The 15111-nt window shown below is 73.4% G+C and carries 13 protein-coding genes and 1 riboswitch; of the genes, 11 read left to right on the forward strand and 2 right to left on the reverse strand.

Annotation, left to right across the window (positions count from 1 at the left end; all coding sequences use genetic code 11):
- Positions 1–17: 17 nt before the first annotated feature.
- From VAB18032_RS22805 to surE, 4 genes are all read left to right on the forward strand, one after another.
- A complete protein-coding gene (locus VAB18032_RS22805; protein WP_013735288.1) occupies positions 18–2132 on the forward strand; it encodes a HelD family protein in 2115 nt (704 codons plus the stop codon).
- A 150-nt stretch (positions 2133–2282) separates the two neighbouring features.
- Positions 2283–2416, forward strand: a riboswitch (cyclic di-AMP (ydaO/yuaA leader).
- A gap of 4 nt (positions 2417–2420) precedes the next feature.
- Positions 2421–3515 carry a coiled-coil domain-containing protein gene (locus VAB18032_RS22810; protein WP_043725417.1) on the forward strand — a complete coding sequence of 365 codons (1095 nt, stop codon included), beginning with the start codon at positions 2421–2423 and terminating at the stop codon, positions 3513–3515.
- Positions 3516–3728: 213 nt separating this feature from the next.
- Positions 3729–4709, forward strand: coding sequence for a 1-phosphofructokinase family hexose kinase (locus VAB18032_RS22815; protein WP_013735290.1), 981 nt, complete (start codon positions 3729–3731; stop codon positions 4707–4709).
- Positions 4706–5530, forward strand: a complete 825-nt coding sequence (gene surE / locus VAB18032_RS22820; RefSeq protein WP_013735291.1) for a 5'/3'-nucleotidase SurE — start codon at positions 4706–4708, stop codon at positions 5528–5530. The genes VAB18032_RS22815 and surE overlap by 4 nt, the downstream gene beginning before the upstream one ends.
- Before the next feature lie 4 nt (positions 5531–5534).
- Here surE and VAB18032_RS22825 read toward each other — a convergent pair whose 3' ends face one another.
- On the reverse strand, positions 5535–5897 hold the full coding sequence (locus tag VAB18032_RS22825) for an STAS domain-containing protein (protein WP_013735292.1): 363 nt from the start codon (positions 5895–5897) through the stop codon (positions 5535–5537).
- A 358-nt stretch (positions 5898–6255) separates the two neighbouring features.
- On the opposite strand from VAB18032_RS22825, the gene VAB18032_RS32160 reads away from it, so the two are divergent.
- From VAB18032_RS32160 to VAB18032_RS22840, 4 genes are all read left to right on the forward strand, one after another.
- Positions 6256–6402, forward strand: coding sequence for a hypothetical protein (locus VAB18032_RS32160; protein ID WP_013735293.1), 147 nt, complete (start codon positions 6256–6258; stop codon positions 6400–6402).
- Positions 6403–6524: 122 nt separating this feature from the next.
- Positions 6525–6929, forward strand: coding sequence for a hypothetical protein (locus VAB18032_RS22830; protein WP_013735294.1), 405 nt, complete (start codon positions 6525–6527; stop codon positions 6927–6929).
- A gap of 810 nt (positions 6930–7739) precedes the next feature.
- Positions 7740–8429, forward strand: coding sequence for a BON domain-containing protein (locus VAB18032_RS22835; protein WP_013735295.1), 690 nt, complete (start codon positions 7740–7742; stop codon positions 8427–8429).
- A gap of 82 nt (positions 8430–8511) precedes the next feature.
- Positions 8512–9057 (forward strand): DsbA family protein, encoded by a 546-nt coding sequence (locus tag VAB18032_RS22840; protein WP_043725422.1) that lies wholly within the window; start codon positions 8512–8514, stop codon positions 9055–9057.
- A gap of 139 nt (positions 9058–9196) precedes the next feature.
- Here VAB18032_RS22840 and VAB18032_RS22845 read toward each other — a convergent pair whose 3' ends face one another.
- Positions 9197–11965 carry a winged helix-turn-helix domain-containing protein gene (locus VAB18032_RS22845; RefSeq protein WP_086011344.1) on the reverse strand — a complete coding sequence of 923 codons (2769 nt, stop codon included), beginning with the start codon at positions 11963–11965 and terminating at the stop codon, positions 9197–9199.
- A gap of 148 nt (positions 11966–12113) precedes the next feature.
- Between VAB18032_RS22845 and VAB18032_RS22850 the strand changes: the two genes are divergently transcribed.
- The 3 genes from VAB18032_RS22850 (at position 12114) to VAB18032_RS22860 (ending at position 15034) form a co-directional block, all read left to right on the forward strand.
- Positions 12114–12527, forward strand: a complete 414-nt coding sequence (locus tag VAB18032_RS22850) for a hypothetical protein (protein ID WP_013735298.1) — start codon at positions 12114–12116, stop codon at positions 12525–12527.
- A 43-nt stretch (positions 12528–12570) separates the two neighbouring features.
- A complete protein-coding gene (locus VAB18032_RS22855; protein WP_043721649.1) occupies positions 12571–13761 on the forward strand; it encodes a saccharopine dehydrogenase family protein in 1191 nt (396 codons plus the stop codon).
- Between the two features lie 82 nt (positions 13762–13843).
- Positions 13844–15034, forward strand: a complete 1191-nt coding sequence (locus VAB18032_RS22860) for a DNA polymerase III subunit beta family protein (RefSeq protein ID WP_013735300.1) — start codon at positions 13844–13846, stop codon at positions 15032–15034.
- Positions 15035–15111 lie beyond the last annotated feature (77 nt).

A 15111-nucleotide genomic window follows, 5' to 3' on the forward strand; every position in this document is an offset into this window, starting at 1 on the left:
GACGAGGAGCACGAGCGGTGGATCAGAGCACCCTGGATCAGGAGATCGCCGTCGAGCAACGGCATCTCGACCGGGTGTACGCGCGACTGGCCGAGCTGCGGCGCGGGGCGGTCCGCGCCGAACGGGACGGCTACCGGCTGGCCCGGGTCGGCAACTTCGGGGCACTCGTCGAACGCGACGCGATGGTCTTCCACGCCGCGCAGCGACGTCACCTGTTCGACGCCGAGTACGAAGGGCTGGTCTTCGGCCGACTCGACCTGCGGGACGGCCAGGTGATCTACGTCGGGCGGCTCGGCATCCGCGACGAGGACGCCAGCACCCTGGTGGTCGACTGGCGGGCCCCCGCCGCCGCCGCGTTCTACCAGGCCACTCCCGCCGAGCCGCTCGGCGTGGTACGCCGACGCACGATCCAGTCCAGCGGGGAACGGGTCACCCGGATCGAGGACGACCTGCTCGACCCGGAAGCCGCACCGCCGGACATGCCGGTGGTGGGCGACGGCGCGCTGCTGGCGACCCTGTCCCGCACCACCGGCCGGGGCATGCGCGACATCGTCGCGACCATCCAGCGTGAGCAGGACGAGGCGATCCGCTCCCCCAGTTCCGGGGTGACGCTCGTCTCCGGCGGCCCCGGCACCGGCAAGACGGCGGTGGCCCTGCACCGTGCCGCCTATCTGCTCTACGCCGACCGGAGCCGGTACGCCGGAGGCGGCATCCTGGTCGTCGGCCCCTCCTCGGTCTTCGTCTCCTACATCGCCTCGGTGCTGCCGTCGTTGGGCGAGGACAATGCCACCCTGCAGTCGCTGGGCAGCATCTTCCCCGGCCTGGTCGCCACCCGCACCGACCCGCCCCGGGTGGCCGCGATCAAGGGATCGTTGCGGATGCGGCGGGTCCTGGAACGTGCCGTGCGGGACACCGCGCCGGGTGCCCCCACCGAGTTGCGGCTGCTCTACCGGGGACAGCTGCTGCGGTTGGAGCGGGCCGAGCTGAACACGGTCTGGAACCGTGCGCTGCCCCGTGGCGCCCGCCGCAACGAGGTACGCCGGGCCGGCTTCGACGGCGTCCTCGCCGCGCTCTGGGCCCAGGCCCGCCGGTTGGGCATCGCCGGCCTGCCCGAGCAGCGCGCCTTCGAGGACGAGTTGATCGACCGTAGCGACTTCCGAGAGTTCCTCAAGGCCTGGTGGCCCCGGCTGCATCCCCGGCACGTGCTCGGCTGGCTGGCCGACCACGAGCGACTACGCCGGTACGCCGGCGGCATCCTGTCCGGGGCCGAGATCCGGCTGCTGGGCGAGGCCTACCGAGGGCTGGCCACGGACGGCCCGACGGTCGCCGACACCGCGCTGCTCGACGAGCTGGACACGTTGCTCGGTAAGCCGGTACGCCCGGCCCGAGCCAAGCGGGATCCGTTCCAGCTGGCCGGCGGCGTACGGGAGCTGAGCACCTTCGCCGACCGGCAACGGGCCGCCCGACAGGCCGCCCGCGAGCGTCCGGAGGACTACCGGGACTACGCCCACGTGGTGGTCGACGAGTCGCAGGACGTCTCGCCGATGCAGTGGCGGATGATCGGCCGGCGGGGCCGGTTGGCCTCGTGGACCGTGGTCGGTGACCCGGCGCAGACCGCCTGGACGGGAGATCCGCAGGAGCTGAATCGCGCTCGGGAGCAGGCCCTGGGTCGGCGGCCGCGGCACCGGTTCACCCTCACCACCAACTACCGCAACTCGGCGGAGATCTTCGCGGTGGCGGCCGAGGAGATCCGCCGGGTGTACCCGGATCTTCCGCTGCCCACGGCGGTCCGCTCCACCGGAGTCGACCCGGTGCAACTCGTGGTGCCGGCCGCCGAGTTGACGACGAGCGTGGTGTCGGCCGCGGGCACCCTGCTCGGCGAGGTCGAGGGCACCGTCGGGGTGATCACTCCGGTGCCGTGGCGCGACGAGGTGGCGGGCTGGCTCGATGGCCTCGGCGGCGACCGCCTGCAGGTGGTGACGAGCCTGGAGGCCAAGGGCATGGAGTACGACGCGGTGGTGCTTGTCGCGCCGAGTGAGATCCGCGCGGTGCCCGATTCCGGTGTGCGTACGCTCTACGTCGCGCTGTCCCGGGCCACCCAGCGGCTGACCACGGTCGATGTGGCCACCTGACACCGAGCTACCGCTATTTACCAAAAATGATACTTTCGTCCGATTTCCTGGTGACCGGACGAACACCACGAGTCACACCGGCTGCACGGGTCACAGCAGCACCGGTAGGCTCGGACCCGGCCTCCGCCAGGCGGCACCCACCGGTGCCGGCGGTGGTCGCCGCCTAATCGCCCGCAGGGGCGAGCCGGGGAACCATGTTCCTGGGGTGCATCCGCGCACGCGCGGTAGGGATCTTCCGTCCCGAACCCGTCAGCTAACCCGGTCGGCGGCTGACGGAAGGACATGTGCATGCCAGCAGTGGCAACCGTGAAACCGGCCGCCCGAACGGCGGCCCTGATCTGCGCGGCGCTCGCTCTCGCCGTAGGCGTCGCGCTCGTTCCCGGCCCGGCCGCGGCACACGGGTTACTGGCGGCGGCTCCCGCCGACGTCGGCGACGAGGGGGGCACCCCGGCGCTGCGCGCCCAACTGGAGGCGGCCAGCAAGGGCTACCTCGACGCCAAGGCCGCGCTGGACCGTTCGGTCAAGCGACAGAAGCAACTGGCCGCACAGCTCACCACCACCGAGAACCAACTCACCGAACGCGGTGCGAAGGTCGCCGAGATCGCCGCACAGGCGTACCGCAGCGGCCGGCTCGGTGCGGCGTCAGCGCTGCTCAACAGCGGCTCTCCGGCCGGCTTCATGGACCGGGCGGCGGCGCTGGACGCGGTGGCCGCGAACGAGGAGCGCGCCCTGGGTGAGCTGCGGGCCACCCGCGACGAGGTCAGCAGGACCAAGCAGGCGCTGGACGTGGAGGTCCAGGAGCAGCGCAAGCAGGTCGCGGTGATGGCCAAGCGCAAGGACCAGGCCGAGCGGGCGCTGACCGTGGCCAACGAGCGGGCGGAGGCGGCCGAACGCGCCCAGGCCGCCGAACGCGCCGCCCGCACCCCGAGCCGTGGTGGCGGTTCCAGCCCGACGGCCAAGCCCGCGCCCCGCAACTCGGACGGCTCGTGGCCCTCGGAGTCGTGCAGTGTCAACGACCCGACCCCGGCGAACGGCTGCATCACCCCGCGCACGCTGCACGCGCTCAACCAGGCCAAGGCGGCCGGCTTCACCCGGTACGTCTCCTGCTACCGCTCGGGCGGCTCGGGCGAGCACCCCAAGGGCCGGGCCTGCGACTTCGCCGCGCAGAAGAACGGCTTCGGTGGGGTCGCCACGGGCGGCGACCGGACGTACGGCAACAACCTGGCGGCGTACTTCGTCAACAACGCCGACCGGCTCGCCGTGCTCTACGTGATCTGGTACAAGCAGATCTGGCTGCCCAGCAGCGGCTGGAAGTCCTACAGCGGCGGTCGCGGCGACCCGTCCAGCGACCACACCAACCACGTGCACCTGTCGGTGTACTGACCTGTTCACACGACGCCGCCGGGTGGGACTTCCGCCCGGCGGCGTCGCATCGTGCCCGCGAAACGCCCACACTCCCCGCCGGTCGACGCGCGCGGTTCCGCCACCTTGGTTACCGTCTAAGACGGAAGTGGACATTTCGCCACGAGGGGGCGCAACGCGCATGAGACAACCCACCACGCGGTTCACCCGGTCCGGCACCTGCGGGTGGGCCCGGTGACCGGGCACGTCATGGTCTTCGCGCCCACACCGCTGCTGACCGTCACCGTCGACCAGCCCAGCGACGTACCGGAGCTGCACCTGCACCCCGGCGGACAGGGCGTCTGGCAGGCCCGGATGGTGCTGTCGCTCGGTGTCGACGTGGTGCTCTGCACGGCGCTCGGCGGCGAGATCGGGGAGGTCCTGGCGCCGCTGCTGGTCGGCGAGGGAGTGGACCTCAAGGTGGTGAACCGCGACTCCGGCGGCAGCGGCGGGTACGTGCACGACCGCCGCGGGGGCACCCGGCGGGAGATCGTCGACGTGCCCGGCCAACCGTTGAGCCGGCACGAGCTGGACGAGTTGTACAACCTCGCCCTCAGCGAAGGGCTGCGCGCGGAGGTGTGCGTGCTCAGCGGCCCGAACGACCCGTCACTGGTGCCCGCTGACCTGTACCGCCGTTTCGCCGCCGACCTCGGCGCCAACGGCAGCCGGGTGGTGGTGGACCTCAGTGGCGAACACCTGACGGCGGTCGTGGACAGCGGCGTGTTCTTCCTCAAGGTCAGCCACGAGGAGCTGATCGCGGACGGCCGAGCCGCCGACGACGACGAGGAACAGCTCACCCGCGCCATGTACGACCTGCACGCCGCCGGTGCGGAGAACGTGGTGGTCAGTCGGGCCGAGAAGCCGGCGCTGGCCCTGGTCGACGGCGAGGTGTTCGAGGTCCTGATGCCCCAGTTGGAAGCGGCCGACCCGCGTGGGGCGGGCGACTCGATGACCGCCGGGGTGGCCGCCGTGGTGGCCCAGGGCGGCGACGTCCGCACCGCCATCCGTACCGGGGCGGCGGCCGGCGCGCTGAACGTCACGCGTCACGGGCTGGGCACCGGTCGGGTCGACTCGATCACCGGCCTGGTCGAGCGGGTGCAGCTGGAGCCGGCGAGCATCCGGCCGCAGCACCGCACGACCCCCGACGAGCTGGCCCACCGGGCGGGCGGGCGATGACGCTGCGGGTACTGATCACCAACGACGACGGGATCGCCGCCCCCGGCATCCACGCGCTGGCCCGGGCCGCCGTCGACCGGGGTCTGGACGTGGTGGTGGCCGCCCCGCTGGAGGAGGCCAGCGGCACCAGCGCCGCGATGAGCGCGATCGAGCAGGACGGCCGGGTGGTGGTCCACGAGCACCCGCTGCCGGACCTGGACGGTACGCCCGCCTTCGCGGTCGGCGGGTCTCCCGGTTTCATCGCGCTCATCGCCGTGCACGGCGCTTTCGGGCCGCCGCCGCAGGTGCTGCTGTCCGGAATCAATCGTGGCGCCAACGCCGGTCGCGCGGTGCTGCACTCCGGCACCGTGGGTGCCGCGTTCACCGCCGCCGCGAACGGCTGTGCGGCGATGGCGGTGTCCCTGGACGTCCTGTCGGTCGGTGAGGCCACCGCGGCCAGCGGCGGGGCGGCGGTGGCCGCCGCCGCACGGGTACGCGACGCCGACCGGTACTGGTCGACGGCCGCCCGGGTCGCCCTGGACCTGCTGCCCAGGTTACCCACCGGGCCGGTGGCGAGCGTGCTCAACGTCAACGCGCCGGATCTGCCGTACGAGCGGCTTCGCGGGGTACGCCGAGGCAGCCTGGCCACCTTCGGCCAGGTGCAGATGACGGTCGCCGAAGCCGGTCACGGTTTCGTCCGCACGTCGCTGGAGGAGCCCGGTCAGGCGGTGCAGCCCGGTACCGACCTGGCCCTGCTCGCCGAGGGTTACGCCTCGGTGACGGCGATTCGGGCCGTCACCGAGGCGACCGATATTGATCTGTCCGGCCTCGACGCCGGATAAGGGGTCAGGCCCCCGGAAGGACCTCGGGTGTGGCGGCCCCCGCGTAGTACGGCTCGGGGGCGCCGAACAGGCCGAGCAGGCCGGTCACCCAGAGTTGCCGGTGCACGAACCGACTCGGCTCGGTCACGACCAGTTTCACACCACTGACCTCGGCAGTCTGGAATCCGGCGACCATCGCGCTGATGCCTACCGAGTCGATGAAGGTGACCAGCCGCATGTTGAGCTCGATCCGGGCCGGCCGGCCCTTGGCCAGCACCTCGGCGATGGCCTCTTTCACTTCGTACGCGGTGTCGACGTCGATCTCCCCTCGCGGGGCGATCTCGATGACACCACCAGGCCGAACCGTCTGCAGGATCGACAGGCTCACGCGAGCACCTCCACTCGCCCGTACGACGGGCGCCTCATCAGTACGCGGGCCGCGACCGAGAGTATTCCTCCAACGGCCTCGGTCGCCACCCCTCGGGATGAGCAATTCGCGGACAGGGGCGTGCCAAGTCGCCCTTGTCCGGACTTTTCATGTCCTATCACTCGACGCGCTGGCCGCTATTCCACACCGCGCGCCAGCCCACGCCGTCGAACCAGGGTAGCGGGCCGATGCCAGCGGTTTCGATATCCAGCGCGGCGAGGCGTCCGCCGTGGGGCCGGCTCCGCTGGTAGCCGGGCTGCGGTCAGTACCGGAATGTGCCTAGCATCACCACTGACCGAATCGATGAGAGGACGACGACATGCTTCGCAGGCTCGCCACCCTGGCCGGCGTCAGTGCACTGCTCACCCTCGTCCTGGCCTGCGGTTTCGGCGGCGGGGGCGATGACGACGACGATGACGACGACGACTTCGCCCGGGCCGCCGTCGCGGTGGTGTCGTCCCGCTGATCCGGTTTGCGAGGGCATCCGGCGGGGCACAGCCTCCGAAGGCGTACCCCCGCCGCACGCCGGGCAAGCCGCCGAGGAGGTCTCATTCGGGCACCGGCCTCGGTCCTGTCGAGGAGGGAACCATGTTCGGAACCAACCTGCTGGAACGCCGCAGCAAGCCGGAGCGGATCGCGGACGACGCCTGGCACCACCTCGTGTCGGCGGTGAGCACCGCGGGTGACAACCTCCGGGACACCGCCCGTTCCGCCCGGCACACCTCTGCGGGGCTGGCCGACGACGCCGGGGAGCTGGTGGGATCGGCCGCCGAGGAGGCCCGCCGCCGGGCCACCCGGGCCTTCGACGCCCTTGCCGGTCGCCGTCCCGCCCTGCCGTGGACCCTGCTGATCGGCGCGGCGCTGGTCGGTGCCGCGCTCGGCTGGGCTGCCGGCACCGCCGCCCGCGCCGCGGGCAGCCGTGACCGGTCCGTCGACGACATCGAGTTCGTGGACGTCGAGCGCCCCGACTCCCCCGCCGAGACCGACCGCTGAGCGGCGGCCTTCACCCTGCTGGCGTCGAACGGGCTCAGCTCGGGACGGGACCCCGTCCGACCGATCCGGTCGGACGGGGTCCGTTGCGCTGACCGGGTGTGGACGGCCAGCGAGTGGTGCGGGTGGTGGTCGTCGGAAGCTCACTCGCGTCACGAGCCGGCGCTGAGGCAGGCGGCCGGAGCGCCGCCCGACGGCGGCGGGCGGGTCGGGAACGCGGCCGGGCCGGTGGCCGGGGTGGACGCGGACGGACCCGGGGGCGACGCCGTCTGGCCGGTCGGGCTCGGGGAAGAAGAAGCCCGCGCTGCTGACGTTCGTCGACGTGAGGCGGGTGGCTCCGGTGCGACGCCCCGGCCCACCCTGCCCAGCCAGCCACAGATCGCCCTCCTTAGCGGGCCGGGCCTTGAGGCGTACGGTGCCGGTGGTGGGTGGCGTGGGCGCGGCGGACGGTGCCCCCGGTCGGGCTCGCAGGACGGGGCCGGCGCCGGCACAGCCGGGCGCGGACACCGCCGGATCGACGAGACCTCTCCGCATCTGAGTTCCTCTCGGGGGGAGACGCCCCACACCCCGTGACCGAGGTGAGGTGGACGCACAGCAGACACCCAACGGAGCTGCCCTGGCTCCGGCACCGGCGCGATTGGCTCCCGCACCCGAGGAATGGGCTCACCCTAACCGTTTCGACGAGCAAATGGAAGCGCTCCCACGGACCTCCTCCGACCCGGGTGAGGCCGGGTCACCCGGACCGCCGCCAGGCTGAGTGCCGCGGACCCGGCAAAGCGGGCCGCGCCACGCCGGCAAGGGAGGAGCAAGGCGATGGCCAGCATCTCGACGATCAACCGCATCGATCAGGACATCCGTTCCGCGGTACTCGACGAACTGGACTGGGAGCCCCGCGTACAGCCGCACGAGATCGGGGTGACCGTGGCCGAGGGTGTGGTGACGCTGACCGGCCGGGTGGACAGCTACGCCAAGAAGTGGGCGGCGGAACGCGCGGCACATCGGGTCGCCCAGGTCCGGGTGGTCGCCAACGACATCGCCGTACGGCTGATCACCGGCGCGGAGCGCACCGATCCGGAGATCGCCACCGCGGTGGAACACGCCCTGCAGTGGCGTGCCTTCGTGCCGGTGGAGCAGCTCGACGTGACGGTCGCGGACGGCTGGGTCACCCTGCACGGCCAGGTCGAATGGGAGTACCAACGCCGCGCCGCGGAGGAATCGGTCAACCAGCTCAACGGCGTACGCGGAATCAGCAACGGGATCACCGTACGGCCGACGGTGCGTCCCGACGGCAGCAGGCTGGCCGACCGGATCGTCGACGCGCTGGCCCGCAACCGGGCGACCGACGCCGAGCAGGTGACGGTGCGGGTGCACGGCGACACCGTGCTGCTGGGCGGTCTGGTGCACTCGATGCCCGAACGCGCCGAGGTGGAGCGGGTCGTCTGGTCCGCGCCGGGCATCCGGGAGGTGCAGAACCACATCGCCGTGGCACCGGTGCTGCGCTGAGGCGGCGTACGCCGCAACCACCCGGGCCGGGTGAGCCCCCCTCACCCGGCCGGGCAGCAGCCTGGCACTCATGACCGATCAGCTGACCACACCACTGCAGGTCACTGCGCGGCTCCGCACACCCGTCACGGAACACGACCACGTCCGAGGTCCGACGGACGCGCCGGTGACCATCGTCGAGTACGGCGACTACCAGTGCCCCTTCTGCGGCCAGGCGCACGCCAGCCTGCAGGAGGTGCTCCGAGAGCGGGCCGACACCGTCCGCCTGGTCTACCGGCACTTCCCCATCGCGAACCTGCACCCGTACGCCGAGATGGCCGCCGAGGCGGCCGAGGCCGCCGGACGGCGGGGACGGTTCTGGGAGATGCACGACTGGCTCTACGAGCACCAGGAGCAGCTGGATCGGGTGCACCTGATGCTCGGCGTGGAGCAGCTCGGGCTGCCGGTGAACGAGGTGGACGCGGAGATCGGTCGACATGCCGGTGGTGACCGGATCCGACACGACTTCGTCAGCGGCATCCGCAGTGGCGTGGACGCCAGCCCGACCCTGTTCGTCAACGACACCCGCCACGACGGCGACTTCGACCTGGCCACCCTGCTGGCCACCGTCGACGCCGCCACCACCTGATCCGGCCATCACCTGATCCGGGCACCGGATCCGTTAACAAGGGGCCCCTCCTCTACCGCAGGCGTTAACAAGGGGCCCCTCCTTGCAGGTCATTTGGTGACGGGACGCCGTCCGCCCACGACCCGCCGGCACCGCCCACTCAGATGAGGTGGAGTTCGCGGGCCCGGCGGACGGCGTCCCGGCGTCGGGTGGCGTCGAGCTTGCGGTAGATGTTGCGTACGTGCGTCTTGACCGTGTTCACCGACACCGACAGCTCGGCCGCGATCTCCACGTTTGACAGGATGCTCTGCAGGTAGCGCAGGATGGTCAGTTCCCGCTCGGTCAGGGGCTCGTCGAGCGGGGCCACCGACGCACCGGACGCGGCGAGGTCCGCCGGCGGGTCCACCGCCCGAACGAGGTCACTGACCATCGGCCAGTGCGCCGTACCGGCGTCCAGGTGGGCGGTGAGCAGGTGACGCAGGCCCGGCTCGGCGCGGGTGAACGGCCGGCGGTACCCGTCGGGGGCGGCGAGATCGAGCGCCTGTTCCAGGGTGCGCCCGGCCCGGCGCTCATCGCCGCCGCGCCCGGCGAGCACCGCGTCGAGCAGCGCGGCGTCGAGGCGTACCGGCAGGGGCCAGTCGGTTGCCGGCCCGGCGGCCCAGTCCGGCAGCAGCCGCGCGGCGGCGTGCGGGTCACCGGCCCGCAGTTCCACCCGGGCCGCCGCGACCGACAGCACGGCTGCGGGAAAGGCCGGCCCGGCCTGCGTCGGTGAGGTGAACCGCGCCATCCCGGCGGCGGCCAGCTCGCGGGCGGTCGACAGGTCACCTCGGGCCGCGTGCAGATCCACGTCGGCGGCGAGCAACCAGGCCGCCACCGGCCCGGAGCGCTGCGACCAGCACTCCCGAGCCTGCCCGAGCAGGCGGTGCGCCTCGACGAGGTCGCCCTCGTCGTGGCGCAGCATCGAGTGGCACCAGGCCGCCACCGCACCGGCCGGTGCCTCTCCGGTCGCCGCCGCGGCCAGGGTCAGGTTCGCCGCGGCCTCCGCCGGCTGGTCCCGGTGCAGCGCCACAAACCCCAGCGCCAGGTACGCGTACCCGCAGTCCAGCTGGGCCGACCAGCCCTGGCAGGGCGGCAGCGCGAGTGCGGCCCGGGCTGCCTCCTCGGCCGCCCGCAGATGCCCACGCAGCGCCGCCAGCAACGCCCAACGGCTGGCGCAGACCAGTTCGGGGCGGAGTCGGCCGGTCACCCGGGCGGCCGTCAACGACGCGGCGAACCCGTCGGCCGCCTCGGTCAGCTCCCCGGCGTCGAGCGCCAGCCGGGCCAGTTCGGTGCCGGCCACTGCCCGTACGTCGGCGTCGTCACCGGCGTCGCCGCGAGGTGTCTGCCCGGCGGCCCGTTCCTCGACGCGGGCCACCGGGGCGGCGCCCGCTGCGGAGGCGGTGGCGAGCAGCCGGGCGGCGGCGGCGCGTACCGTCTCGGGGTCGCCGGTCGCCCGGGCCAGGGTGAGCGTCACGGCGGCGGCCAGCCGACCGAATCGGCCCCGACGTGGCTCGGGCAGCGCGCCGCCGTGCTCGGCGGCCAGCCGCAGCTGCGTCTGGGCCGCCTCCCGGTCGCCGTGCAGGGCCCGGTCGGCGGCACAGGCCAGCGCCAGCTCCGGATCCCGCGCCACCGCCTCCGGCGGGGGTGCCGCCGCAGGAACGTCCCGGTCGACCCGGCCGTTCGGGACGAGTTCCGGCCACCGGGTGACGAACAGGTCGACGGCGCTGACCCAGTTCTCGGCGGCCAGCGCGTGCCGCAACGCCTCGGCCGGTCGACCGTTGCCGGCATACCAGCCGGCGGCACGCAGGTGCAGGTCACGCAGCTCGTCGGCGGGCAACCGACCCAGCTCGCGGTGCAGCAGGTCCGCCAGGAGCGGATGACAGCGGTACCACGCCGGGCGTCCCCCGTCGTGGTGCAGCAACCCGGCGTCCTCGGCGAGACCGCTCAGCCTCCCCTCGACGCTCGGGTCGTCGGTCAGCGCACCGGCGAGGCCGGCGCAGACGGTGTCCACGACCGCGGCCCGCCGCAGCAGCTCTCGGTCCTGTGGCGTCAGCCCGGCGAGCACCTCCTCGCGCAGGTAGCCGCCGATCTCCGGGTGGTCGGCACCGAGTTGGTCGATCCAGCGTTCCGGATCCGGTTGCTGGCGCAGCGCCAGCGCGGCGATCCGCAGCGCCGCCGCCCAACCCTCGGTGCGCTGCCGCAGTCGCCGTACCGCGGCCACCGGGACCGCCACCGCGTGGGCGGTCAACAGGTCGGCGATCTCGTCGCCGGTGAAGGCCAGTTCGTCCGGTCCGATCTCGGTCAACTCACCGGCCAGGCGCAGACGCTGCACGGCCAGCGGTGGGCCGGAGCGTCCGGTCACCACCAGACGTAACCGCTGATCCGTGTGGCGCAGCAGGAACTCCAGCCCGGCCACCGCCGCCGGGTCGGTGACCCGGTGCAGGTCGTCCAGGACCAGCACCGCGGGCTGCTCCCGGGCGGCCAGCGCGGCGGCGAGCACCTCCAGTTCGTCCGGGCCCGGTGGCCGGTCGGGAATCGGCGTCGCCGCCACGTCGATGATCGAACGCAGGGCCGCCGCGAGGTACGCCCAGAGCCGCTCAGCGTCGTCGCCGGCCTCCACCGAGACCCAGGCCGGCGGCGGGGTGCCCGAGTCGCGCTGCGTGGCCGTGCGCCGCCACGAGGCGAGCAGCGTCGTCTTTCCCCAGCCCGCCGGGGCCCGCAGCAGGGTGACCGGCCGGGCCACGGCCTCGTCGAGCAACCGGGCCAGCCGTGGCCGCAGCACCACCGGCTCGGGCAGCACGGCGGGCGACAGGCGGGACGCCAGCACGGCCGGCCCGCCCGGCGTACGGGCCCGTGCGGCACCCCGGACCTCGCTGCGGTCATCCGGCATCCGGCCCACCCCCACGGACGCGTCCACCCTCCCCAGGCCCTGCGGTCCGGCGGTTACCCGGCACCGGGCGGTTCACCCCTTCGGGAGGAGTCCGGTTCACCCGGAGCGCGGTGACGATGGAGATCGCGCGGAGCACGGGAGGTAACGGGTGGGACAGCTCAGAACGGCACTCGCCGTGACGGGTGTCCTCGGCGCTGCCCTGCTCCGGACCGTACGCACCGCTGTCGTCCGACGGCTGAGGCGGCGTTCCCGTTCCGTCCGCCGGTGGCCCGAGCCGTGGCAGGTGGTGGCCATCGCCCGGCCGCCCGGGGAGGTGCTGCCGGAAGGGGTCTGGCCGGAGCCGCTGCGCCGACTCGACGGTGCCATCCAGGTCGAGCTGCGGAGCCCGCCCGACGGTCGGCGTACGGAGTTGGCCGCCCGACCGGTCACCCAACCGGCGCCCACCGGGCTGGCCGCGCATCTGATCGGTGACGAACCACAGCTCGCGGTCCGCCACGCGTTGTGGCAGGCCAAGCAGCTCGCCGAGAGCGGTGAGCTGCCCCCGACCGGCCGGGACCGGTGACAGGTGCCGAGCGGTGACGCGCTCCGGCTGGCATCATCTCGGCATGACGGCGGAGCGGGCGTACGACATCGTGTTGTTCGGGGCGACCGGCTTCACCGGCGGGCTCACCGCCGACTATCTCGCCCGGCACGCCCCACCCGGGCTGCGCTGGGCGATCGCCGGACGCAACCCCGACAAGCTGGCCACGGTCCGCGACCGGCTGGCCGCGGTCGACCCGGCGCTTGCGGAACTGCCGCTGCTCACCGCCGACGTCACCGACCCGGATTCGCTGCGCGCGGTGGCCGCCGCCACGCGGGTGGTGGCCAGCACCGTCGGGCCGTACATCCGGCACGGGGATCCATTGGTGGCCGCCTGCGCCGCCGCCGGCACCGACTACCTGGACATCACCGGCGAGCCGGAGTTCGTGGACCTGATGTACGTGCGCCACCACGCCGAGGCGGTACGCACCGGGGCCCGGCTGGTGCACGCCTGCGGCTTCGACTCGATCCCCCACGACCTGGGGGTCTGGTTCACGATCAAACACCTGCCGGCCGACGTGCCGATCACCGTGGACGGCTACGTACGCGCCGGGGGCCGGTTCTCCGCCGGCACCTACCACTCGGCGTTGACCGCCTTCTCGCGTACCGCCGAGACCGCCCGGGCGGCCCGCGAACGCCGCGCCGTCGAGCCGCGCCCGACCGGCCGCCAGGTGCGGGCCGTGCCCGGCAAGGTGGCCCGCTCCCGCGACCTGCCGGTCTGGGCGGTGCCGCTGCCCACCATCGACCCGCAGGTGGTCCGCCGATCCGCCGCGGCCCGTCCGGAGTACGGGCCGGACTTCCGTTACCGGCACTTCGCGGCGGTACGGCGGCTGCCGACGGTGCTGGTCGCCGGCGCCGGTCTGGGCGCGCTGACCGCGCTGGTGAAGCTGCCACCGACCCGGCGTTGGCTGCTCGGCCGGCTCGCCTCCGGCCAGGGGCCGAGCCCCGAGCAGCGGGCGAAGTCGTGGTTCCGGGTCCGGTTCGTCGGTCGCGGTGGGGACCGACGGGTGGTCACCGAGGTGGCCGGCGGAGATCCGGGCTACGACGAGACCGCCAAGATGCTCGCCGAGTCGGCGCTCTGCCTGGCCCTGGACGATCTGCCGTCCACCGCCGGGCAGGTCACCCCGGTCACCGCGATGGGCGACGCCCTGCTGCACCGCCTCACCACCGCCGGCCTCACCTTCGGAGTTTTGGACGAAGGAAGGGCACCTTCTTAACGCCTGGTGTAGAGCAGGGGTCCCCTGTTAACACCCGACAGCGGCTTGACCCTCAAGCAGGTCGAGGGGGCAGGATCTCGGCGTGGACAGTGACCTGCGCAGCATCGGTGAGCTGGCCCGGGCCAGCGGGCTCACGGTGAGCGCTCTGCGGTTCTACGACGCCGCCGGGGTGCTGGTGCCCGCCTGGGTCGACCCGGTCACCGGTTACCGCCGCTACACCGACGACCAGGTGGCACCGGCGCGGCTGGTGGCCGGGCTACGCCGCGTCGGCATGCCGGTGGCCGAGATCGCCCAGGCGGTACGCGCCGAACCGGCGCTGGTGCACCGGCTGCTCGACACGCACCTGCGGCGGCTGGAGCAGGGGCTGGCCGACGCGCGTCGCGAGGTGTCCCGGCTGCGGTCGCTGCTGCCGGCCGACCAGCCCGGGATCACCCGACTCACCCTGACCGGTGCCGCGCTCGCCGCCGCCGTGGACGCCGTACGGTTCGCCGTCGGCACCGACCCGACGGTGCCGGCGTTGACCGGTGTGCTGTTCGACGTGACCGACTCGGGCCTGGAACTGGTGGCGACCGACCGGCACCGGCTGGCGGTGGCGACGGCCGAGGCGACGGTGCACGGCCCGGCGGTGCGCACCCTGCTGCCGCTGGACACGGTCGACGCCCTGCGCCACCTGCTCGACGCATCCGCAGGCGCTGGCGCTGGCGCTGGCGCTGGCGCTGATCGGGCTGTGGTCGAGTTGACCGTGTCCGGCTCGTCGCTGGTCGCCGACGTGGCCGGGCACGAACTGCGGGCCACCGCGCTGCCGTACGACTTCCCGGACTACCACGCGCTGCTGCCACGCTCCGGTGCCGCCGGGCCGACCCGACGGGTACCGGTCGACGCGGAGTGGCTGGTCACCGCGTTGCGGGCCGGTGGGCCCACGGTCGTACGGGAGTACGCCGGCCGGTCGTGGCCGGTGACGGTGCTCGGTCTCGGCCCGCCGGACCGGCTCCGCCTGCTCGGCCCCGACGACCTGCCCGGCCCCGACGACCTGCGCGATCCCGACGACCTGCCCGATCCGGATCGTCCCGGCCTGGCCGCCGGTGCTGACCGGGCCGGCGCGGACGGCACCGAGTTGCGGGTCGGAGTCAACGGCGAGTACCTGCTCGACGCGCTGGACGCGGCGGGCGGCCGGCATCTGACGCTGGAACTGGACAGCCCGCTCACGCCGTTGACCATCCGCCGCCCGGACGACGAGGGCGCCTTCTCCATCCTGATGCCGATCCGACTCTGATGCCGAGCCGGCTCTGCGGCCGAGCCGCTGCGGAAGGTGGACGGTCGGGTGCGGGGGGCAGGGCGATCCGCGTACGG

It is taken from the genome of Micromonospora maris AB-18-032, from assembly GCF_000204155.1.
GTDB classification, from domain to species: Bacteria; Actinomycetota; Actinomycetes; order Mycobacteriales; family Micromonosporaceae; genus Micromonospora; species Micromonospora gifhornensis.